The organism is Cycloclasticus sp. PY97N (genome assembly GCF_002443175.1).
Classification (GTDB): Bacteria; Pseudomonadota; Gammaproteobacteria; order Methylococcales; family Cycloclasticaceae; genus Cycloclasticus; species Cycloclasticus pugetii.
Genome location: NZ_CP023664.1, coordinates 1,075,251 through 1,098,493 on the forward strand (window position 1 = coordinate 1,075,251; position 23,243 = coordinate 1,098,493).

Consider the following 23,243-nt stretch of genomic DNA (forward strand, 5'->3'; position numbering starts at 1 on the left):
AGAGATGAAAAGCCTATTATATCATTGACAGACTACTGGATCGCAAACCTTAATTAGCAAATGTGACTCTGAATTTAATTGTGCCCGACCTGATCAGGCGACGTAGGCAAGTTTGTTTTTGAGCCTATGTAATAGGCGCAAACGGCCATTGAAAGGGCATTATAAATAGGTGGATATAGGTTAACTGCAAGAAATGAAAAACATGCGCACTGATCTAACAAGCGTTATTAGATAAAACTAAGATCAGCTATTATTTTTTATTTTTCCAATTCTTTTTTCGAGCGGCTTTTAGTGCAGCTTTTTCGGCTAGTATTTTTTCAGTTTTAGCGATTTCAAGCTCAATCATTTTGGGTGTTTCCAGTGTGATGTTGCCTAAGGTTCCACTTCGATAATCATGAATAAAAATAGCAGAAGCCTTATTGAGGTTGACACGACCTCCAGAGACTAAAGCCCCCCTTTTTTTACCGATGGATTCAAGTAGGGCAGTTTCATTTTTTGGTGGCTCATCTAGCGAGTAGCGTTCCATTAAGGCATCGGGGTGTTCTTTTAGGAAATACTCAGCGGCATAATAAGCGATATCATCATATTCAATAGCCGTATCTTTGATGGCCCCTGTGATGGCTAAACGATAGCCGCTATCTTCGTTTTCTACTTTTGGCCAAAGTAGGCCGGGTGTGTCAAATAAGATTATATTATTGCCTAGGTCAATCCGTTGTTGTGTTTGAGTGACGGCGGGTTCATTGCCCGTTTTGGCAATGGTTCTTCCTGCTAATGTGTTGATTAATGTAGATTTTCCAACATTAGGAATACCTGTAATAAGGCAGGTAATAGGGGATATTTTTGTTCCTTTGTTTGGCACTAGTTTTTGGCAAAGTGAGAATATTTGTTCACTTTTATTCGGTTGATTTAAGTTTAATGCCAGTGTCTTTGTGTTTTTGTTGCGTTCTAAGTATTCCTGCCAAGCTTTTGTTTTATCAGCTTGAGCTAAATCCGTTTTGTTTAGAATTTTAATACAAGGCTTATCAGCACGAATACTAGCCAGCATAGGGTTTTCGCTACTGTATGGAATCCTTGCGTCTAATACTTCAATAAACATATCCACCTCGGGGAGGCGCTGTTTAATCTCCTTTTGGGCTTTATGCATATGCCCTGGATACCAGTTTATGCTCATGATTAGGTTTATCTGTTAGTTGAGTATCGGTTGTTTCTAATAATGTGGCGGAACTTCATCCAAGGCGGAAAATAGGCTTTTCGTGTCCGTGGATGTGTCTTGAGAGCGGTTTGTTAGCTCTTTGATTTGTTTTTTGAGCGAGTCTATTTGATCTTGCTGCTGACAAAGAACACGATCCAATTGTTGGATCGTGTCTTCTTGATATGCCACTTTTATTTCAAGTTCTGTAATTCTTTCGTCCATACTTAAGTTTAAAACGACTTGGTTTTTTTCTTTTTAGGTTTTTTAGTGTACGTTTTTTTCTTACCTTTAGCGGGTTTCGCCGAGGTTGCGGCAGGCTTTGCTACATGATCGGTTCGCTCGATATTAAGCGGCTGATTTCGAACGCGAATTTTTTTCAGGCTTTGAAAAACAATTTTTGGCATGCCAACGGGCAATTCAATATAACTGTGGTCTTCATTGAGCTCTATATGGCCGATGTGTCTTGGTTCAACATCTGCTTCGTTGGCAATGGCGCCAACAATATCACCCGGCATAACATTGTGGTTTTTTCCAACTTCAATGCGGTAGTTGTCCATCGGCACTTTGGGGTTGCCACGTTTACTTTTGGGTAAATCATCTTTATCTGGGCGCAATGATTTGCTTCTTCTTTCGCCTTTAATTGAGGCGTCTTGACGAGGGCTTTTCCCTTCTTTGGCTGATGATTTTTTAGAGGATTCCTCAAGCATCAATGGTTTGTCTTTTTGAGCCAAATAGGCCAATGCCCCTGCTAGTTGAATCGGGTCAGCATCGTGTTCTTCTATATAGGACTGAATAAGCTGGTGGAAAAAATCTAATTTCTTATTCGACATCACTTGTGTCAGTGTTGCTTTAAAGTCGTTAGCTCGTTTTTCATTAACTTGTTGGCGAGTTGGTAACTCCATGGGTTTGATTGGCTGACGGGTAGCGTTTTCAATAGCACGTAGTAGGCGACGTTCGCGTGGTGCAACAAATAAAATCGCCTTGCCTGTTCTACCTGCGCGACCAGTACGCCCAATACGGTGAACATAGGCTTCTGTATCATAAGGGATGTCATAGTTCACAACATGGCTGATACGGGCAACATCGATGCCGCGGGCCGCGACATCGGTGGCAACCAGAATGTCAATTTGACCTTTTTTCAATTGACCAATGGTTCGTTCACGAAGCGCTTGGGTCATATCACCATTAATAGCCGAGGCGGAATAGCCACGGGCTTCGAGTTTTTCAGCTAACTCTACGGTCAATGCTTTTGTGCGGACAAACATAATAATGCCGTCAAAGTCTTCAACCTCAAGGATTCGCGTTAAAGCATCTAGTTTATGTAAGCCGCTAACCATCCAAAAACGTTGCTCAATGCGTTCAACGGTTGATGTTTTAGAAATAATTTTAACGACTTTTGGTGAGCTTAGATATTTGTCGGCAACACGTCGAATGGGGGCAGGCATGGTTGCAGAGAATAGGGCAACCTGTCGTTGCTCTGGTGTTTGTTCTAAAATCCACTCTACATCTTCAATAAAACCCATTCTTAGCATTTCATCGCCCTCATCTAAGACGATGGTTTTTAGGTTATCTAGTTTTAACGTCTTACGGCGTAAATGATCCATTACACGGCCTGGTGTACCAACAACAACGTGTACGCCGCGGCGCAGTTGCCTTAATTGGGTATCCATCGCTTGGCCGCCATAAATTGGCAACACATTGAAGCCCTTCATTGAGCTAGCATAGGTTTTAAATGCCTCAGCAACTTGAATGGCTAGTTCACGTGTGGGTGCTAGCACTAATACTTGCGGGCCGCTGACTGTTAAGTCAATTTTTGATAAAAGGGGTAAAGCAAATGCGGCTGTTTTACCAGTACCTGTTTGTGCTGTACCAATTAAATCATGGCCATCTAGCAAATGTGGTATTGCTTCAGCTTGAATAGGAGAGGGTTGTTCGTAACCGATGCGTTTTAGAGCGTCCATTACAGGAGTAGACAACGCTAAGTCAGCGAAGCCTAAGGTAGGTTGGGATGTCATTTTTAGAGCCTTCAATTGGGATAGTCGGGGTGTTAGATTGCATTCATCTAAACCTTCTATCAGAGATAAAGTGGTTATTATAAACTTTTATGCTTAAAAATTGGAGATTAACCGAACAAGAGCAGTAATCACCCATTTTGTTGATGAATTAAGCGCTTAAAGGATGCGCAAATTAATAAGAATCAGCTATTCTTTAAGGTAAGCAGTTAATAAAATTCAAATAAAAAAAGGGTTAGCAAAATGGAAAATGGGAGAGAGCATCGTTTATTGCTTTGTTTATTGGTTTTTTTCTTCCTAACAGCCTGCGGCAGCCCGCTTCCTAGAACAGAAGATGTGACTAAATCGCCTTGGAATAGCTTCAAACAGGCCATGTCTGCATACGATAAAATTATTCTTAACCAAACAACAATCGAAGAGTTACAGCAATTGGGTTTTAATCCTTACTCAACACCAAATGTAAAAATACTGTCGTACTTAGATATTCTGCAAAAATTTATGCCAACTAATTCTGTTAAATTGGAGCACCTACCAGTAAGTGTTAGAAATTGTTTGATGAAGCAAGAGGCCTGTATTGCCTATGAGGCGCATCCGGGTATTATTAAAAGAAAACGCGTGGGTAGCGTGTTTAATGATTTGTTGGGCTTTAAGCGTAAAACAATAGAAACGGGTTGGCGTTTTGATGCGCTGATTGTGTTAGATAATGGCGTAGCTGTTTATAAAATTTGGAGTGGCGTGCCGTTTCTAGATTCTGAAAAGTCACGCAAAAACCCATTAGGGCCATTGCAAGGGTCGGGCAGTTCGTTGGCCAGAGATGCTTTAGGCGTTTAAGTATTTTAAATTTAGTTTTATATTAACTAATAAAAAAGCCTTGCCATGTTAATGGCAAGGCTTTTTTATACTGTTCCTAGCGTTGTTTCTTACACGCTGGTAGTAATTTCTATGCCTCGTTGTTTAGCCATTGTCATCGCCGTATCAACAATCATATCTTCTTGGCCTGCAATCATTTTCTTTCTGCCCAGTTCAACGAGAATATCGCGAGCAGGAATACCAAATCGTTCAGCTGCACGTTTTGCATGCAATAAGAAAGTTGAGTAAACACCAGCATAACCTAAGGTTAATGACTCTCTATCAACACGAATAACATGATCCATTAATGGCAGAATAATATTTTCTGAAAGATCCATGAGCTTAAATAAATCAACACCTGTTTCGATGCCCATGCGCTCACACACAGCGGCAAAAACTTCTAATGGTGTATTGCCTGCGCCAGCACCCAAACCGGCTGCTGATCCATCAATTCGGCTAGCGCCTGCTTCAATAGCTGCAATAGAGTTTGCAATGCCCATTCCAAGGTTGTGATGACCATGAAAGCCAATTTCTGTTTCAGGTTTTAACGTATCACGTAAGGCTGAAATACAGCGCGTAACATCTTCAGGCAACATATAACCAGCCGAGTCGGTTAGGTAAACAGTTTGTGCACCATAAGACTCCATCAATGCTGCTTGTTCGGCAAGGCCTTTAGCAGTATTTAAATGGGCCATCATTAAAAAGCCGGTAGTATCCATGCCCAATTTGCGAGCAAAAGCGATGTGTTGAGGTGATGTGTTTGCTTCCGTGCAATGCGTGGCGACATGAACACTACGTGCGCCAGCATCATAAGCGGATTGAAGTTCCTTCATCGTGCCCATTCCAGGAATCAGCAAAACCGACACAATAGCTTGCTTCATTAAAGGGGCGACGGCAGAAATGTATTCTTCATTAGTGGCCATTGAAAAGCCATGCTGCAATGAATTACCACCCAGCCCTGCACCATGTGTGACTTGAATGTATGGAACGTTTGCATCATCTAATGCGGTTGCAACGCGAACCATTTCTTCAACAGAAATTTGTTCACCCTTGGCATGCATGCCATCACGCAGGCACATGTCATGTAAAATAACTTTGCGGCCATCTAATGAGCTTAGTTTTTCGGTTGTTGACTCTGACATTACGCAGCCTCCACAGGTTTAAGAGTTATTGTTCCATTTTGAATTTCTTCCGCGAACATCTCTGCCGTTCTAGTGGCAGCAGCAGTCATTACATCAAGGTTGCCAGCGTATTTGGGTAAATAGTCACCAAGCCCTTCAACTTCCATAAACACAGAAATTTTATTGCCATCAAAAATAGGCCCATTAATAAGTTTGTAGCCTGGGACGTACTTTTTAACTTCTTCAATCATATTTAGGATGGACTCAACGATCTTGTCTTCCTGTGGTTTATCATCGGTAATACAGTAAATAGTATTACGCATAATAAGTGGCGGCTCAGCAGGGTTAATAATAGCTAAGGCTTTGCCTTTACGAGCACCGCCAACCGTTTCAATAGCGCCGGAGGTTGTATAGGTGAACTCGTCAAGGTTTTCACGAGTACCAATGCCAACAGACTTTGAAGCAAGGCTGGCCACAATCTCTGCATACTCAACAGATTGAATGCCTGATACCGCGCTTATAATAGGAATAGTGGCTTGCCCTGCACATGAAATCATATTTACGTTCATTTCAAGCTTTTCAGTATGCTGGCTTAAGTTAACGGGTGGGACACATAAGGGGCCAATAGCGGCCGGTGTTAAATCAATCATTAACACGCCAAGCTCATTAAGTTTACGGCTGTTTTCAGCGTGAACATAGGCACTGGTTGCATCAAAGGCTATTTGAATATTGTCCTCAAGCACATGAGGTAATAAACCATCGACACCATCAGAGGTTACCTTGAGGCCCATATTTTTAGCGCGGAGCAAACCTTCAGACTTTGGATCAATACCTACCATCCAAACAGGTTCAAGATAAGGGCTTCTTTGAATTTTATAGATAAGATCTGTGCCAATATTGCCAGATCCAATCAATGCGCACTTGATTTTTTCCATGATTGTCCTTTTTTTGTGGAGAGGTATTCGCTATGAAGCTTGGTTATGAAGATTTAATTTTAACTAAATAACCAAAATTAAAAGTAAGATTCTACTATTCGTGTCTTTAAAAAACTAGGTTTTTGTAGCTGTGAGGGTTTGGGCAGTTTTAGTGGCTTATTTTTGGCAGACACGAAGCTTACTTTAAGTTGCTTAATCGCTGAGCGAAAGAACCACTTGATAACCGTTATTCAACGCTCGATGTTGATAAGACCAGCCCAATTTAGTCGCTAATTTATCGATCAGTTTAATACCTATACCATAGCCATCATCTAGATTTTCTTTTTCAATATAGTTGGGTGCACGTGGGCTACTTTTTTCTTTATTTATAACAGTAAGTATTTGACTATTAAGGTTTATCTCTACCGAGCCACAATAAGTATGTTGGTATGCATTACGGATGATATTCCCTATGATTATTTCAGTGGCTGTTTTAGGCAAAGTTAGCTCACAGTTTTCTAAATGACAGTTAACGGTGACTTCTTTACCTGACAGTAGGTACATTAAATTTTCACTGATCTGTTCTATCATTGACTTAATGTTGATGGCGTTTAGCGGCAGGGTTTCATGTGTATCCCTTCCTAGCCATAACAGTGTTTCGGTTAAATCGGCCATCGTTTTTGAGGCGTGATCAATGCGAGCAATGGCATTATTGCCTTTAATATTTTCAGGATCGACAACTCTTTGCAAAAGTTCACTGCTGCTGCGAATAACGGCAATAGGGGTGCGTAATTCATGGCTGGCATGGTTAACAAACTCTCTTTCGCGGTATAACGTCGTGCGAACATCTTGCAAACTGTTATGAATAATATGTGCAAGGGCATCTAGTTCTTTGTATTTAAATGAAGGAATGGGTGAGTCGAGTTGTTTCTCGTCAAGCTTAGCGGCCCATTGTTGAAGCTTTTCTACTGGCCTTGTGACGCTGCGCATAAGAAACTGCAAAGCAAGCGCAAAAGAAGCCAGAGCAATTAGGCCAAGCAGTATGTTATAGATAATGCGATTGATATGAAAAGGTCTGGTTTGACGAGTGGGTGGGGCCTCAAAAGCTTGTGATACATAGCGAATATCGCCATTTGGTAAGCGTGCCAGCAAGGCAAACTGTGCAGATTCCGGTCTTTTAAACCAATTCGGTTTGTTAATGTTTTTTAACAATACGTATGGCTGAAAGTCGGTGGGTTTAAAGCTTGAGCGAATTTTTTCAGGTAACTTGTTGTATTGATCTGAAATGTAAAAATCAAGAATTTTTGCACTACCGCTTGTATCTAATTGAGCCCTTTCAGCAACACGAATCATGGTTCTTTTTAGCATGCCGTCCATGCCATCAAAAAAACTATCACTGTTTTGAATTGAAAAAAGAATGATCAAAATGGCTGCAAGGCTAAATAATGACCACAAAATATAACGGCGTAAACTAAGTCGTAAATCATTCACCATACTATCTGCGCTCCTGCTTGTTATCGGTTTGCTCAATGTCATTATCGTCTGCAACCTTTGAGGATGGGGTGCTTGTTAAAGTAATACAGAAACTAGCGTTTGGAAGTGCTTTTACCTCTATACTAGAGCCGCCTTGAGCCAGCAATTTTCGTAGGTTATGAATATGCACCTTTAAGGTATTACTTTCAGGCGCTTCATCTTTCCAAACGGCATCGATAAGGCGCTGGCGACTGACGGCATTACCTTGTTCACGAAGTAGTACTTGAAGGATTTTAAAGGTGGTTGGGCTGAGCTTTAAAAGGCTCTCGTTAACAGAGGCGATTTGTGCTTTTAGATCTAAAGAAACATTACCAAATTGGAGTTTTTTTATTTGTCCAGAGCGTCGTGTCGATAGTGTGATCACGCGGGCGACCAATTCGGCCATTTCAAAAGGTTTCACTAAGTAATCATCAGCCCCCATTTGAAAGCCTTCTAGTTTACTTTCCAGCTTGTCTCTGGCAGTTAGCATAATGATAGGGGTGTCATCACCTTGATTTCTTACATGTTCGCAGACACGAAACCCATCCATTTTTGGCAGGTTGATATCAAGGATGATAACGTCGAATCTTTGTGCATTCATTAAGTTCAAAGCGGCAATACCGTTAACGACATGATCGCAGGCCATGTCTTCCAACTCTAAATAGTCAATAATATTGCCTGCAAGGCCTAAATTATCTTCTACCAATAATACTCGTATCATCTGCTCTCCAGTGTGCATTGATCGATCTAGCTCTGATTATTTTCTGTAGTTGGCAGCTTCATTTTGCTTAACGGCTGGTTAGATAACGCACGGTTAAAGACGCCAGAGATGTCATCGTAAATTAACAATAAAGCGGGGGTTAATAAAAGTGTAATAAACGTGGCAAATAAAATGCCATAGCCCAGTGATGCTGCAGCCGGGATTAAAAATTGTGCCTGCATCGATGTTTCGCCTAATATTGGGTATAAGCCTGCAAATGTGGTGATAGAGGTGAGCAGTACAGCGCGCAAACGACTTGTACATGCTTCGATAACAGCGGCTTCTATCGCTAAACCTTCTTGGCGTAAGGTATTAAAACGCGAAACCAGTAATAAACTATCATTCACCACGACACCGCTTAGCGCCAAGACGCCATTGAGTGATAATAAGCTCAACATAAGCCCGTTAGACCAATGCCCAATAATGGCGCCGACTATTCCGAAAGGGATGGCTGTCATTATAATTAATGGCTGCACATATGATTTTAATGGAATAGCTAACAGCGCAAAAATAGACAATAAAGCGAGAATAAATACGCTTTGCATTGAGCTTTGTGTTTCGGCTTGCTCTTCGGCTTCTCCGGCAAAATACAAGGATAAATCCTGATATTGTCGTTCCAGCTGAGGAGCAAAACTTTCGTTTAGGTGGTTGACCAGTTCAGTAGAAGTAATCAGATCGCCGTCAACCGATGCGCTTACAGTGAGTGCTCGTAGCCCGTTAATGCGCACCACCTGTTTTTGTTGTACATCGGGAATAATACTGGCAACAACACTTAAAGGAACAACCGTGCCATCGGCTAATCGTACTTGCGTTGTTAATACATCAGAGGGATTCATTCGGTCTTTTTCTGGGTAACGCACCCTCACTTTAACCTCATTTTTATCACGCAGGTAACGTTGAACAACTTCACCGCCAAATGCTTTTAGCAGCTGTTGGGACAGGCTTCTGGTGTCCATCCCCATGGCGCGTCCTTGAGGCGTTAGCTCAAAACGCATCATCGCTTCGCCTGGCGTTAAAGAGCTTTCGATGGCATACACGCCATTGATTTCAGATAGCTTTTCTATAAAGGCGTTGTTCACCGCCGTCAGGGTATCTTCATTAATGCTTTTAAGCTCAACTTTAAAGCCTTCCACCATTTCACGACGAGAGCGAATTTTTAAACTTTTTACGCCTTCTAAGTTTCCCGCTAGTTGATTCCAGCGTGCGGATAGTTCATCTAAAGAATAGGGCTTGGCTTCATCTAGCGAAATAGTGAGGCTGCCACTTTGGTCGCCATTTGCCAATATTTGCAAACTACCAATGCCGGTTCCTGGTTTATTCTTTTCTTGCAATAGTTGCTTGTCAGCTTCTAGTACTGCTTGCTCTAGCGTTAATAAGTTCTTTTCATTTTGACCAAAACTCGCGTCACTGTACAAAGCCATATTGGCTGTGACGGTATCACCTTGCATGCTGGGGAAGAAGCTAACACGTACCGCACCGGTAAGCGGCAAGCTGATAACAATGATAAAAACAGCAATAAAAAACATAATGGCCGCATAACGATACGCAATAGTAAGCTTAAGCAGCCGTTTGTATACTCGATAGTTAAACCACTGTAAGCCATTGTCAGCGGCTGTTTGTATTTTATTCCAGATGCCTGCTAAGCCGGTTCTTGTTTGCTGTTTGGTGGGCAAGTGGGCTAAATGCGCCGGTAAAATTAGTTTTGACTCAACCACCGATAACAATAAACAGAGGGTAACAACCGTGCCGAATTGTGAATACAAGGTGCCTAAGCCACCCGACACATTAGATAAGGCAAAAAACGTGGCGACCGTTGTTAGCACACCAAATAACGTCGGTATAGCAACTTTATGGGTGCCTAATATGGTGTTATCCACGGTGTCGCCATGCTGTTTTCTCGTAGAGTAAACACTTTCACCTATAACAACTGCATCATCCACCACAATACCTAATGCCATAATAAAGCCAAAGGTCGTCATTTCATTTAATGTCATGTCGGTGTAGTTGCCGGTCATGAAGTACAAGGTGCCAAAGAAGATAAACGGCAAACCGGCTGCAACCCAAAAAGCGACACGTAAATTTAGGAATAACGCGAGGGTTATAAAAACCAGCGCTACTCCCATTAAAGCATTATTGGTTAGCAGGCTTAAACGCTCGGTGATCATGATGCTTTTGTCGTACCAAGTTTCCAGCTCAACGCCTTCAGGTAACAAGCCCTTTTTATGCCAGGCTTCAACCACTTCATGGGCTTGATTTACCATGCTAGTGATGTCACCGTATTCATCCATCATCACTTGAATGCCATAACCATTTTTGCCGTTGTAGCGCGATAGTTTGTAGCTGTCATCGGCGAATATATCAGTCACTTTGGCTATATCGCCAACCGTCAGTACCACGCCGGTTGAATGGGTAATCAGTGGGATATCAGCAAAGTCTTTGGCGTAGTAAGCTTGTTCTGATGCTTTTAAGCGAATGACTTTTTCTTTGTTGCGCAAGCTGGTGGTTAGTGCGGTATTAGACTCTTGGTTAATAATCTCCGACACCGAAGAAAGGGATAAACCGTAAGCCTGTAGTTTGGCTTCGTCGATTTCAACGGAGATCATAGGGTCAATAAAACTACTGGCATTTACGTCTCTGATGTCAGGCTTTGCAAGCAAGTCACGTTCAAGTTGTTCACCTAAATATTGCAAAGTGCTGTGTTCTACATCGCCATAAAGTTGCACCCAAATGGCGTGTTGTTGACGGCGGGCTTTTTCTATAACAGGTTTTTCTGCATCGGATGGGAAATTATAAATACTGTCTACTTCGGCTTTAATGTCAGTAAAAAGCACATCGAGGTCATATTCGGTTTCTTTTTCAACTTGCACCGTTGAGCCGTTGGCATGTGACGTTGAAGTAATCCGCTTGATACCTGGGAGGGCTTCTAGAGCATTTTCAATTTTTATTGCAATGCCTTCTTCTGCCTGTTCTGCGTCACCACTATCGTAGACCATAGAGATGGTAATAAAGCGAGGCTCCATACTCGGAAAGGCTTCTTTTCGAATGTCATTCATGGAGACCAAACCAAGAATGATTAAACTAACCATCAGTAAATTGGCTGCAACAGGGTTTTGAGTAAACCAAGCAATAATGCCCTTATGCTCAGTCATTATTTGATTCTCCAGTTGTTGCTTCAATAACAGCTTGTACTCGAGTGTTTGCCAAATAACTGTTTAAGGGCCGCGAAACGATGAGCGCATTTTTAAGTTGTTGGTATGGGCTGATAAATGCAAAACCTTTATTTTCAAATAACACGTTTGGGGTAAATTTTTGCAAGGTGTTGTTGCTCGGTGAAATAAACCAGACTTCTTGTTTTTGAGAGACAGATGAAGCGGGTATTTTCCAAATATTATCTAACTTAATACCTTGTATTTGAGCACTAACAAAACTACCCAAAAGTAGTGGGGGTTGTTGGGTAAGTGGCTTGTTTAAACTAACAATCGCATTTCGTTGTCGGGTGGTCATATCTTGATGAAGTTCTACACGAGATACATTGGCCTGCCACTGAATATTTGTTGAAGCATCCAACAAGCTAACCGGCCAGTCTAGTTCAGCTTGCGAGGTATAGCTGGGTAGCAATGTCCATTGACTAGGCGATAAACCAATGGCTATTTCGGCACTATCGACAGAATATAGTTTTGCGACAGCCCCTCCAGTTTGAATATAACTACCGGGTGATACCTCTCGGCTAATAACCAGTGCATCAAAGGGTGCTGTGACCTCAGTTAACGCTACATCACGTGTTGCCGATGCCACGCTTTGCCGAGCTTTTTCTAAGGCCGCCTGAGCAGCTTTTAATTGTGGTGCTCTTAAAACCAGATCTGACGCAGGGTCACCATCTAGACCTGAACGACTCCATTCATCACGTGCTTGTATGCCAAGTAAACGTTCTTCTTCCAACGATACAACGGCTGCTTGATAGTCTGACTGAGCGCTTGCTAAGGCTTTTAAGTAGGGAGTCTTATTAATAAATGCCAGTGTTTCACCTGCTTTTACTAAAGCGCCGGTTTTAAAGTTAGCGGCTATTTTATCGATCTGTCCATTTACTTGGGCGATTAAGCTTAAGCTGTCAACGGGTTGAACTTCGCCATAGCCTTTAACAACGGCATGATAGCTAGCGGCAGACACTTTATAAACACCAACTTGCGCTTGAGAGTTATCACTGTTTCTTTTAGTTACATCATCTTGGGTTTCGCTAGCGTTGTTATTGCGATCCTTTTCGGTTTGCGCTGACAGGTTTCGCGGCGGCTTGGCAGAAGTTGTGCTTCTATCAACTTCAACAGGGCTATTGTCCTTATTTGCCGGCTGATTACCCCGAGGCTTGTTTGCTTTTCCAGCGTCCATATTCATCAGGGTATAAGTGATGGCGATAACAATAGTTGCTAGTGCAATTAAACTGACAAAAAGTTTTTTATTTTTCATAGGGCACTCCAAGGCCTAGTGCTAGGCCTAAATTAATACGGTTTTGAAGTTGTGATGCTTGCAGCTGAATGAGCTGGCTTTGTAAGTCGAATCGGCTGTTGTAAACCGACACTAAATCAAGAATGTTAGCCAGTCCTTGACGATATTGGCCCTCAATGGTTTTAACGCTTCGTTCGGCATTATCAATGGCCATGCTGGTATATTTTTTTCTTTCAGTTAATGCCCGTTCATTGTCTAGTGCGGTTTGTGTTTCTTGTACCGCGTTTAATAGCGACTCTTGATATAGCCACCAAGCGTTCACAGAGGCTAGTTTTTCTATTTCCACCTGCGCGCGTAGTGCTCCACCTTGAAACAATGGCGCCGTCATCTGCCCAAGTAAACTCCATAATGGATTAGTAAATAAGGCGTCAGTAGCAGAACTAGCGCTATCGCTTAATGCCGCTGACAGGTTAATACTGGGCAATAAAGCTTTATAAGCAACATCAACCTCAAATTCAGATGCTTTGAGTGTGTAATAAGCCGCTTGTAAATCTGGTCTACGCGATAGATTTTGTTTAGGTAGGTTCGCTAAAGGGAGCAGTACATCAGGAAAACTAGAGGTTTGATCTAGCTCGGTTAGGCTTTGATCTTGTCGACCTAACAACACCGCAAGTGTACGCCTAGCCGTTGCTAAATTATATTCATATTGAGCAAGTGTCGCCTGTATGGTGGCACTGCTTGTTCTGGCTGTATCCAAATCGTCTAATGAGCCCAAGCCCGTGCGGTAACGGTTTAAAATAACCGTTTCATTATTTTTAAATACTGTTAGCCGAGCGCGTTCTATATTCAATAACTGTTGCTGGCTTAAAATATTAATATATTCACGTAAAACATTGGCCACCAAGCTGTCGCGAGCTGATTGGTAAGCAGCTTCAGCACTTGCTGCCTGAAAGTTAGCAGCGCTGACACCATTGCTGATCTTTTGCCATAAGTCTAGCTCCCAGCTGATATTAAGGTTGTTGCTATAGCCAGAATTCTCATTCTTTGCTTTGCTAGCACTGTTTCCAGCACTTAAATTAACATTTTGGTCTGCTTCTACGACATCGATAGCAACCTGAGCCGTTCGTAACGTCACTAATGTTTGTTGTAAATTGGCATTATTGTTTAATGCCTCTTGAATAAAATTCGTAAGGTTTGGTATTGCCTCAATATCAACCAAATCAGTTAGTTGACTGGCATCTTCGGCAGTAGCATCCTGTGCTTGCCATGTCACCATTTGCCCCGTTGTATTCAGAGCCGATTCGCTAAGCTGTTTATTACCTAAGTTCGCACATGCGTTTAATACCAAAGATATTGCGAATAGGCCGAGCGATTGAATCACTCTATTCATATAAAACACTCCCATGTTTTAAAGTTTTGTTGAGTTTAGTATGTCAAAAGTAGGGTTAAGGCAGGGTTAAGAGTGAACTTAAATAGAAAACTCAGGCTTATTTAGCAGGTTGTAGGGGTGAGGGAAGGGCGAAAAAGAGATGTGGAGAGGCGTTTATACTAGAGCATTGAGGTGTTGGAATGCAGCCGGATTTTGCACAAGCGGCAGTTTAGTAAAGTTTTCGACAGTTATTCAGACCAACCTCAAGGTGTAAGCCTTTTTTACCTGAAAAACGGCAAATTTTTGTTGTCGTGCTTCCGCCAGGTTTTATACGCGGTTTAGGATTTTTAATTTTTATGCTGGTCAATGGTATATGGGGGCAACTCAATTTCGATAAGACTTGTTGCCCCTAATGTTGCCCCATTTGAGATGTGATGCGAATAGATCGAGTGGGTGGGTTGGGGTGCTAGATGCAAGAAACCCTGCTACATAGCAGGGTTTCTTGGACTTTCTCGGTCTGTATTAGACTGGTAATTGGTGGAGGTGGCGGGAATTGAACCCGCGTCCGCAAGCACTCCGCCCTCGGCTCTACATGCTTATCCTATAACTTTTAGTTTAATCAGTGGCTACCCGATAGGCTAGGAAGACCAAAGACGATTCCGGTTAAGTTTTAGTACATCCGCCCCGAACAAGCTTCAATACGATCTTATGAGCTATGATGCCTGAGATGATCCGAAGATCGCTGGACGCATAAGCACGGCTCCAGTCAGACAGCAATCTACTGGTGTTTAGGCAGCGATTGCGTAGTTGTCGTCGTTTGCAACTATAATTTTTCAGATGTTTTACGAGATTCCTGAAAGCTCGGCATGCACCTAAGGTTTTGCTACCCACGTCGAAGCCAGGTCACCCCCTTTGGTTATGGTTCGATACTATACATTATGAAAGGTTCACAAATATAGTGAATAATTCTTTCATTGAGAAGAAAAAAAACAGGTGGTTATGCGTTTATGTAGGCTTAATAGCAGGGATGTCAACCCGTTATTAACACAGGGAGGATGTGTTTTAGCCAAGTTCTAATTTTTAAAGGTGAAAAAAGGGGAGCATGCCTTAGATATTTTAAGTGAGGTAGCTGGTATGCCTAGCCTGAATGCTTCATGATGCGCTGTTTTTCACGCTGCCAGTCTTTATTTTTAGCTGAGGCGCGTTTGTCATGTAGCTGTTTACCTTTAGCCGAACCGATTTCTAGTTTTACGCGGCCTTTAACCCAATACATTGATAAGGGAACAATCGTATAGCCTTTACGTTCGACTAGTGCAACAAGGTTGATAAGTTCACGACGATTTAATAAGAGCTTTCGTAAACGTGTTTGCATTGGGTCGATATGAGTTGAGGCAGACAAAAGTGGTGATATATGTGCACCGGCCAGCCAGGCTTCACCATTTTTTATAACGACATAACTTTCTTTTAATTGAACGCGTCCGTCACGGATGCTTTTAACTTCCCAGCCTTCAAGGACCATGCCTGCTTCGAAACGTTGTTCGATAAAATAATCGTGTGTCGCTTTTTTGTTAGATGCGATGGAATTAGGATGTGTTTTTTTCTTTTTGCTTGCCATGTCGATATTCTAAGCGAGGCGTTGATTTATCGCTATAAAAGTCAGCTAATAACTTGGTTAAATAGTAAAGTTGGGTTAATTTATTATCAATAACAAACGTTCAAGGTTTATGAGACAGATATCGCAACATGGAGAATGGTCATCCCGATTGGCCTTTATTTTGGCAGCTACAGGTTCGGCCGTTGGCTTAGGCAATATATGGAAGTTTCCCTATATTGCAGGTGAAAATGGTGGTGGTGCGTTTGTGCTTATTTATTTATTGTGCATTTTGATCATAGGCATCCCCATTATGATGGCTGAAATAATGTTGGGCCGTCGTGGAAGACAAAGCCCCATTAATTCAATGAGAACGTTGGCAACAGAAGCAAAAGCGAGCCGATATTGGTCGTGGTTAGGCTGGCTGGGTGTTATCGCAGGGTTCTTAATTTTGTCTTACTACAGTGTTATTGCTGGTTGGGCTATGGCCTACGTTGTACGTGTTGCATCGGGCGTTTTTGAAGGTGCTACGGCTGACGGAGTTAGTCATATCTTTGCCACCTTTGTGGCAGACCCAGAAAAGCTACTAGCATGGCATAGTTTGTTTATGATTGTGACGATGCTTGTGGTTGCTAGAGGTGTGAAAGGACTTGAACGAACGGTGAAGTTCTTGATGCCTGCGTTGTTGGCTATTTTAATTTTATTGGTGGGCTACGCCATGGAGCGTGGTGCGTTTGAAGAAGGCGTTTCGTTTTTATTTAAGGCAGATTTTACGAAAATGACCAGTGAAGGTGTGTTGACCGCAATGGGACATGCGTTCTTTACGCTTAGTTTGGGCATGGGGGCGATCATGGTGTACGGCTCTTATTTACCGTCTAAGGTTTCAATTGGTTCAACCACTATGCTGATTGGGTTGGCGGATACGGTGGTTGCGTTATTGGCAGGCTTGGCTATCTTCCCCATTGTTTTTGCTAATAGTATGGAACCAGCTAGTGGACCGGGCCTTATTTTTCAAACATTGCCAATTGCCTTTGGGCATATGGCGTATGGTTCAATATTTGGTACGCTGTTTTTTATATTACTTGTGTTTGCAGCATGGTCCTCATCAATATCGCTGATAGAGCCAGCTGTTGCCTGGTTGGTTGAAAATAAAAAAATGAGCCGCATGCGTTCATGTATCTGGGCGGGTCTTGTCACATGGGGCGTGGGTATAGGTACGGTTTTATCCTTTAACCTAACAGCAGATGTTACTTTTTTTGGTAAAACATTTTTTGACATTTTAGATTATCTAACAGCAAATATCATGTTGCCTTTGGGTGGTGTATGCATAGCTGTTTTTGCCGGTTGGGTGATGAGTGAAGAAGATAGCGTAAAGGAATTAAGCCTTAAGCGGCAGTGGCTGTATAAAACTTGGCTGTTTTTAGTAAAATTTATATCGCCTCTGGCAGTTGTTATTGTCTTCTTAAAATCAATTGATGTGATCTAAGGCAATGCATAAAGTAGAACGCAGTGCTTTAGTACGGCATTCAGCCGCAGACATGTTTGACCTTGTCAATGATGTGGCATCGTATCCATTGTTTTTGAAATGGTGTAAAAGTAGTAAAGTACTGTCTGAAACGCAAGACAGTATGACGGCGGAACTTGAAGTGGCTTGGAAGGTGTTGCACAAAGTCTTTAGTACGAAAAATCAATTAGCCGCAGGTGAAAGCATTAAACTTGAGTTGTTAGAAGGGCCTTTTAAGTCTATGACTGGTGAATGGCGTTTTAAGCACCTTCGTGAAGATGCTTGTAAAATAACAATGGAAGTGGACTTTGAGTTTAAAAGTTCCGTTAGTAATTTTGTTTTTAGTGCCATATTTAGTCAAATATGTGGTTCACTAATGGATTGTTTTATCAAAAGGGCAGATGAGGTTTATGGGTAATGTAGAGGTGGCTTACGCAACGCCAGAAAAACAATTAATTTTAGTTGTCCCTTTTCATGATGGGTTGACTGTTCAAAAAGCGATAGACGCCTCTGGGATTTTGAAACATTTTCCGGATATTAATTTGGACAACAATGCGGTGGGAGTTTTCAGTAAGCCTTGTAAACTAGATACGCTATTGAGAGTGGGAGACCGCGTTGAAATTTATCGTCCATTAATTGCGGACCCTAAAGAAGTTAGACGCCAACGTGCTGAAGCCGGAAAAGTTACCAAAAAAGGTGCGCGTTCAGCGAATGAATGATTTGCCTTGAAATACCAAGGAAATGGATTATATTAGTCACTATGATAGTCACAGATAATAATAAAACATTAAATGCCGCTTTTGGTGAAGTGTCTGTGCGCCTTTTTGTCATTGCAAAGTCTTTTCTTCTCAGCCTAGCTCGACTGCCGCAACGCGGCTAATGAATATACCTGGCGAGGTGAAACGCAATTAGCTAATTGTATAAGTAAAAATTTGTCATCAAGATGACATTTGGAGTTTAGAAATGAGTAAAGAGAAGTTAATAATTTTTGATACAACCTTACGTGATGGTGAGCAAAGCCCCGGTGCAGCAATGACTGCAGAAGAGAAGCTTCGTATCGCTAAAGCATTAGAGAAAATGAAGGTTGACATTATTGAGGCAGGTTTTCCTATCTCAAGTGAAGGCGATTTTGCCGCTGTTCAAGGAATTGCAAGAACCGTTAAAGACAGTGTGGTTTGTGGTTTGGCGCGGGCAAACAAAGCAGATATAGAACGTGCTGGTGAAGCACTTAAAGATGCAAATGCATCGCGGATCCATACCTTTATTGCGACCTCGCCACTTCATATGAGAGAGAAGTTGCTATTAACCCCCGATCAGGTTTTTGAACAGGCTGTTGATGCGGTGAAATTGGCAAGAAACTTCACAGATAACGTTGAGTTTTCGCCTGAAGACGCGGGGCGTTCAGACCTTGATTTCTTGTGTCGGATTATTGAGGCGGTTATTGACGCGGGTGCGACAACCATTAACATTCCAGATACTGTGGGTTATAACTTGCCAGACCAATACGGCAACACGATTCGACAGTTAATTGAAAATGTACCCAATTCAGATAAGGCCATCTTTTCAACACATTGCCATAATGACTTAGGCTTGGCAGTGGCGAACTCGTTAGCCGGTGTTATGAATGGTGCGCGCCAAGTTGAGTGTTCAATCAATGGTTTAGGTGAACGTGCAGGAAACGCAGCACTTGAAGAGGTTGTGATGGCGGTTCGAACACGGCAGGATTTATTTCCCTGTGATGTTGGCTTGGATACAACTCAGATTATGACCTGCTCTCGGTTGGTGTCGGGTATAACCGGTTTTCCTGTGCAGCCGAATAAAGCGATTGTGGGTGCTAATGCGTTTGCCCATGAGTCGGGTATTCATCAAGATGGGGTGTTGAAATCGCGCGAAACATACGAAATTATGTTGGCTGAAGATGTTGGTCTTAATTCTAATAAATTAGTATTAGGGAAATTATCTGGGCGGAGTGCATTTAAGGATCGTTTAGAAAAGCTAAACATAATGGTGGATAGCCAAGAAGAGTTAAATAATGCTTTTCGTCGCTTTAAAGATTTAGCCGATAAAAAATCTGAAATTTTTGATGAAGATATTCAAGCCCTAGTGTCGGACTTCAAAATGGAAGAAGCTTTTAGTGAAGCGATTAAGTTAGTGTCCGTTAAAGCGTGTTCGGAAACGGGGGAAATGCCTGAGTCTTGTATTACGTTAATGGTAGATGAGGTTGAGCAAACAGAAACCTCTCAAGGTGGTGGGCTTGTTGATGCTACATTTAAGGCCATTGAGAAAATCGTGGAAAGTGGTGCTACGCTTCAGCTTTATTCTGTCAGTAATGTTACTGAAGGGACGGACTCTCAAGGCGAAGTTGCCGTTAGGCTAGAAAAAGCAGGGCGTATTGTGAATGGCCACGGTTCGGATACAGATATTGTGATTGCCTCAGCAAAAGCCTATATCAATGCGCTCAATCGATTGTTTGGTGATAGTGTGCGGATTCACCCTCAAGCCTATGAAGGGGTTTGAATCGACTGCCCAATAAACTAGAGGCTTTGCTTGCAGAGTAGTACTAATATTTTAATGTGCTGGCAACGCTGCAACACACGCGAAAGGCGTTCTGTTATTTAAACAGAGCGCCTTTTTTTATTTTAAGATATTAAAGGTAATACGTCCTTTCTGATCTCGATCATTTTTTCATTTAAGGCTCAATGCGATACTCATCCGCGCCGGTGTTTTTAGCGCACCCAATAGATTGAGGAGAAGGTATGAGAAGTACTAGTATTGAGCCAGAATTAAAACATGAAGTCAGTCAATTGCTTGATGCTTACGTTCAATGTATCGATGATGATGATTTAGAACGTTGGCCAGATTTTTTTACTGAAAATTGCTTGTATAAGGTTATTCCAAGAGAAAACCATGAAATAGGTATGCCGACAGCTATTATGTGGTGTGATAGCCAAGGTATGTTGCAAGATAGAATTACGGCGTTAAGGCACGCTAATATTTATCAAGTTCAATGGTATCGCCATATCACAAGTAACCCTGTTATCAGTACAGAAGATGGTGACACTATTAAGGTGCAGTCTAATTACGCAGTTTTTAAAACCTGTAATGATGGTGAAAGTACCGTTTATAACGTAGGTCGCTATGTTGATCTCCTTGTTCGCGAAAATGGCGTTCTTAAATTTAAAGAACGTGTGGTCATTTATGACACGCATAGAATTACCACCTTGATGGTTATCCCTATTTAAGTCAGGAGAAAGATGATGAATGCAATAACTCCCCCACATTTAAAATGGCCAGCTGGCACAGACCATACGGCGGTTCCTTACTCAATATTTAATAGTCGTGAAGTTTACGATCTTGAGCAAAAAAAGATACATAACGGCCCGACATGGAATTATTTATCGACAGAAGCAGAGTTGCCTGAAAAAGGCAGTTTTAAGTCTACTTATATTGGTGACACTCCGGTGGTTGTTACCCGTGGTCAAGATAATGAAATTTACGCTTGGGTGAACCGCTGTGCTCACCGAGGTGCGGAAATTTGCCGAGAGCGCCATGGCAAATCAGAAGATGGTGCTTACACATGTGTCTACCATCAGTGGGCATTTGATGCTAAAGGTGATTTGCGTGGAGTCCCTTTTCAACGTGGCCTTGGCGGCAAGGGAGGGATGCCAAAAGACTTTGCTAAGGATCAACACAGCTTACGTAAAGTTCGTGTTGTTAATCACCTGGGCGTTATTTTTGGCACCTTTAGTGATGAAACGCCTGATATTGAAACTTATATGGGCGAAGATGTAGCGTATCATTTCAAGCGCATCTTAAAAGGGCCCATTGAAGTGATCGGCCATACTCGTCAATACATAGCTGGTAATTGGAAGTTTTATTCAGAAAATACTAAAGACCCTTATCATGCGAGTCTGTTACATTTATTTCACCCAACGTTTGGTATTTATCGTGCTTCATTAGGTGGTGGTACTATCGTAAATAATGATGTGCACTCCGTGTTGTGGGTGGAAAATAGTAAAGAAGATGAAAGTAAGTTATCTGATGTTAAGAGTGATAACACAAGAACCTATCAAGAAGGTACTTACCAGTTAGCTGACCCGTCTTTGTTAGCCGGGTCGAAAGAATTTGATGATGACACCACGACCGTCATTTTTTCGCTTTTTCCATCGTTGGTGGTACACCAAATTCAAAACACACTAGCTTTCCGGCAGATTCTGCCAAAGAATGAAAATGAGTTTGAGCTAGTTTGGACGTTTTTTGGTTATGCCGATGATACCGAAGAAATGCGTAACTTCCGCTTAAAACAATTGAATCTTGTCGGGCCTGCTGGGCTTATATCAATGGAAGATGGGGAATCAACAGAGTTGTGTCAAAAAGCTATTGTGCGAGATGGAAACTATACTAATGTACTTGAAATGGGTGGCGTTGGAACGGGTACAGATGATCACTTTGTGACAGAGGGAGCGATACGATCTTTGTGGAAAGGGTATAGGAAAATGATGGATGTATAGGCGTTAAACAGTAAATCGATACCTGTAAAGCCTTGCTATAGATAGCAAGGCTTTTTTATAGCATTAAAGAGGTCTATTTTCTGACAGTAAAAAGTGTCCGCGCGCTTGCGCAATAGGCTTATTGATATCTTCTTGCCAAGCAATAATATTACATAAAGCAACACGACTTCCTAAGCGAACAATATCGCACTTTGAGTAGGTGGTAGTGGTTTGCCCAGGGCGTAAATAATCTATAGAGACATCAATAATTTTAGGGATGTTAACGAGTTCTATTTCCCAGATTAAATGTAACAGGGCGGAATTTTCCATAAACCCAGCAATAACGCCGCCATGCAAAGCAGGGACCGCAGGGTTGCCAATATTGCTTTCCATAAAGCGCAAGCTGGATACGATGCTTTCGCCAACCATGCTGGTTTCTACACCGATTGTTTTGGCATACGGAATAAGTTCTACAATGGCCTCATAATCATGACGCAGTTTGATGTCATTTATTTTTTCTACTAAGGACATTTTATTGTACTGGGAATTGTTTGTTAGAACGCATAAAGCTACCGACGGCGGTTGCAATAGGGCTATTTATATCATCGGTATAGGCGCTGGCGCGAACAAAAGCAATGGTGTGAGTTAAATGGTAGCAATCGGCATATACGTTTATATCGGCACCGGAGGCAGCGGGGCGAATATGGTCTATTCTTAGATCCAGTGTTGCCATAGCACGTAAATTGTTTTGTGCCTGTAAAATAGCAGCGCCACAGGCTGTATCAATAGCAGTGGAAACAGCGCCACTATGAATGTAGTTGTTAACACAATCGCCAATAATCTGTTTGCTAAAAGGAAGCTTTAATGTGGTGGATGTTTCACCATGGCTCACCAAGGTAATGTTTAATTTTTTAGCGTGAGGGGTTTGGTTAATTGTTTTTAAATAAGATTGGATGCTCATGCTAGGGTTTTGCTTCTGGTTCGATGCCGATGAATTTAAGTATTTTTTCCATAATACCGACTTCCTTTTTTTCTCGTTTGGGGACATCAATCACCTTGGTATCGATGGTCATCGGCTTAAACTCATTGCTAGGTTTGAAATTACCTTTTAGGCTAGCAAGACTGCCTTCATTAAAAATAACGGTAATCCGTTCTCTTTTATGTGGTTTGCCTGCCTTTCTTATATCGTAGAAATAGTCCCAACGCTCCTGATGGAATGGATCCACCAATAAAGGGGTGCCCAAGATGAATTTTACCTGCCGCTTATCCATGCCCGGACGGAGTTGGTCAATCATTTTTTGAGTCACCACATTTCCTTGATGGACATCAATTTTATAAACACCGGGTAGGGTGTCAGCAACGTCAAGCATCTTGTCGTTTAGGGTTTCTGTCGTTGAACAAGCCACCAAGGTTGAGCTTGAAATGAATATCATTATTAGAATGAGACGCTTTCGCATTTAAGATCTTCTGTGTATGATTGCAATGGTGA

At 42.0% G+C, this 23,243-nt stretch carries 21 protein-coding genes and 1 other RNA gene; 7 read left to right on the plus strand and 15 right to left on the minus strand.

Annotation, left to right across the window (positions count from 1 at the left end; translation table 11 throughout):
* Positions 1–250 precede the first annotated feature (250 nt).
* Genes ylqF through CPC19_RS05385 form a run of 3 tightly spaced genes read right to left on the minus strand, consistent with a single transcriptional unit; the run spans position 251 to position 3,207 of the window.
* Positions 251–1,171: a ribosome biogenesis GTPase YlqF gene (ylqF, locus tag CPC19_RS05375; RefSeq protein ID WP_035850509.1), complete on the minus strand. Its 921-nt coding sequence runs from the start codon at positions 1,169–1,171 to the stop codon at positions 251–253.
* A 36-nt stretch (positions 1,172–1,207) separates the two neighbouring features.
* Positions 1,208–1,414, minus strand: coding sequence for a SlyX family protein (locus CPC19_RS05380; RefSeq protein WP_015006301.1), 207 nt, complete (start codon positions 1,412–1,414; stop codon positions 1,208–1,210).
* Between the two features lie 8 nt (positions 1,415–1,422).
* A complete protein-coding gene (locus CPC19_RS05385) occupies positions 1,423–3,207 on the minus strand; it encodes a DEAD/DEAH box helicase (RefSeq protein ID WP_015006300.1) in 1,785 nt (594 codons plus the stop codon).
* Between the two features lie 240 nt (positions 3,208–3,447).
* Between CPC19_RS05385 and CPC19_RS05390 the strand changes: the two genes are divergently transcribed.
* Positions 3,448–4,035: a hypothetical protein gene (locus CPC19_RS05390; RefSeq protein WP_015006299.1), complete on the plus strand. Its 588-nt coding sequence runs from the start codon at positions 3,448–3,450 to the stop codon at positions 4,033–4,035.
* Positions 4,036–4,124: 89 nt separating this feature from the next.
* Here the strand turns inward: CPC19_RS05390 and dmpG are convergent, their stop codons facing one another.
* The 9 genes from dmpG to smpB all read right to left on the minus strand — a co-directional run bounded on the left by dmpG (position 4,125) and on the right by smpB (position 15,784).
* Entirely contained in the window at positions 4,125–5,195 is a 1,071-nt protein-coding gene (gene dmpG, locus CPC19_RS05395) for a 4-hydroxy-2-oxovalerate aldolase (RefSeq protein WP_015006298.1), read from the minus strand.
* Positions 5,195–6,112, minus strand: a complete 918-nt coding sequence (locus CPC19_RS05400; protein ID WP_269493162.1) for an acetaldehyde dehydrogenase (acetylating) — start codon at positions 6,110–6,112, stop codon at positions 5,195–5,197. Before CPC19_RS05400 ends, dmpG begins: the two co-directional genes overlap by 1 nt.
* A gap of 189 nt (positions 6,113–6,301) precedes the next feature.
* Positions 6,302–7,582 (minus strand): HAMP domain-containing sensor histidine kinase, encoded by a 1,281-nt coding sequence (locus tag CPC19_RS05405; RefSeq protein WP_016390041.1) that lies wholly within the window; start codon positions 7,580–7,582, stop codon positions 6,302–6,304.
* Position 7,583: 1 nt separating this feature from the next.
* Positions 7,584–8,321, minus strand: coding sequence for a response regulator transcription factor (locus tag CPC19_RS05410; protein ID WP_016390042.1), 738 nt, complete (start codon positions 8,319–8,321; stop codon positions 7,584–7,586).
* Between the two features lie 26 nt (positions 8,322–8,347).
* Entirely contained in the window at positions 8,348–11,509 is a 3,162-nt protein-coding gene (locus CPC19_RS05415; protein WP_016390043.1) for an efflux RND transporter permease subunit, read from the minus strand.
* Complete coding sequence (locus CPC19_RS05420; RefSeq protein WP_016390044.1) at positions 11,502–12,821, minus strand: efflux RND transporter periplasmic adaptor subunit; 1,320 nt, start codon at positions 12,819–12,821, stop codon at positions 11,502–11,504. The genes CPC19_RS05415 and CPC19_RS05420 overlap by 8 nt, the downstream gene beginning before the upstream one ends.
* On the minus strand, positions 12,811–14,190 hold the full coding sequence (locus tag CPC19_RS05425; RefSeq protein WP_016390045.1) for a TolC family protein: 1,380 nt from the start codon (positions 14,188–14,190) through the stop codon (positions 12,811–12,813). Before CPC19_RS05425 ends, CPC19_RS05420 begins: the two co-directional genes overlap by 11 nt.
* Positions 14,191–14,704: 514 nt before the next feature.
* Positions 14,705–15,080, minus strand: a transfer-messenger RNA (tmRNA) gene (gene ssrA / locus CPC19_RS05430).
* A 227-nt stretch (positions 15,081–15,307) separates the two neighbouring features.
* Complete coding sequence (gene smpB / locus CPC19_RS05435) at positions 15,308–15,784, minus strand: SsrA-binding protein SmpB (protein WP_015006282.1); 477 nt, start codon at positions 15,782–15,784, stop codon at positions 15,308–15,310.
* A gap of 109 nt (positions 15,785–15,893) precedes the next feature.
* On the opposite strand from smpB, the gene CPC19_RS05440 reads away from it, so the two are divergent.
* The 6 genes from CPC19_RS05440 to CPC19_RS05465 all read left to right on the plus strand — a co-directional run bounded on the left by CPC19_RS05440 (position 15,894) and on the right by CPC19_RS05465 (position 21,775).
* Positions 15,894–17,246 carry a sodium-dependent transporter gene (locus CPC19_RS05440; protein WP_020932295.1) on the plus strand — a complete coding sequence of 451 codons (1,353 nt, stop codon included), beginning with the start codon at positions 15,894–15,896 and terminating at the stop codon, positions 17,244–17,246.
* 4 nt (positions 17,247–17,250) lie between these two features.
* Complete coding sequence (locus CPC19_RS05445; protein ID WP_016390047.1) at positions 17,251–17,682, plus strand: type II toxin-antitoxin system RatA family toxin; 432 nt, start codon at positions 17,251–17,253, stop codon at positions 17,680–17,682.
* Positions 17,675–17,983, plus strand: coding sequence for an RnfH family protein (locus CPC19_RS05450; protein WP_015006279.1), 309 nt, complete (start codon positions 17,675–17,677; stop codon positions 17,981–17,983). Before CPC19_RS05445 ends, CPC19_RS05450 begins: the two co-directional genes overlap by 8 nt.
* A 244-nt stretch (positions 17,984–18,227) precedes the next feature.
* The gene (locus tag CPC19_RS05455) at positions 18,228–19,781 is read left to right on the plus strand and encodes a 2-isopropylmalate synthase (RefSeq protein ID WP_016390048.1); all 1,554 of its coding nucleotides are present in this window, start codon (positions 18,228–18,230) and stop codon (positions 19,779–19,781) included.
* A gap of 239 nt (positions 19,782–20,020) precedes the next feature.
* A complete protein-coding gene (locus CPC19_RS05460; protein WP_015006276.1) occupies positions 20,021–20,506 on the plus strand; it encodes an aromatic-ring-hydroxylating dioxygenase subunit beta in 486 nt (161 codons plus the stop codon).
* A 15-nt stretch (positions 20,507–20,521) separates the two neighbouring features.
* Positions 20,522–21,775 carry an aromatic ring-hydroxylating dioxygenase subunit alpha gene (locus CPC19_RS05465; RefSeq protein ID WP_016390049.1) on the plus strand — a complete coding sequence of 418 codons (1,254 nt, stop codon included), beginning with the start codon at positions 20,522–20,524 and terminating at the stop codon, positions 21,773–21,775.
* Between the two features lie 63 nt (positions 21,776–21,838).
* Here the strand turns inward: CPC19_RS05465 and CPC19_RS05470 are convergent, their stop codons facing one another.
* The 3 genes from CPC19_RS05470 to CPC19_RS05480 are packed head-to-tail and all read right to left on the minus strand — an operon-like array spanning position 21,839 to position 23,211.
* Positions 21,839–22,285 (minus strand): PaaI family thioesterase, encoded by a 447-nt coding sequence (locus CPC19_RS05470; RefSeq protein WP_015006274.1) that lies wholly within the window; start codon positions 22,283–22,285, stop codon positions 21,839–21,841.
* Position 22,286: 1 nt separating this feature from the next.
* On the minus strand, positions 22,287–22,715 hold the full coding sequence (locus CPC19_RS05475; protein ID WP_015006273.1) for a PaaI family thioesterase: 429 nt from the start codon (positions 22,713–22,715) through the stop codon (positions 22,287–22,289).
* Position 22,716: 1 nt separating this feature from the next.
* Entirely contained in the window at positions 22,717–23,211 is a 495-nt protein-coding gene (locus CPC19_RS05480; RefSeq protein WP_016390050.1) for an outer membrane protein assembly factor BamE, read from the minus strand.
* Positions 23,212–23,243 lie beyond the last annotated feature (32 nt).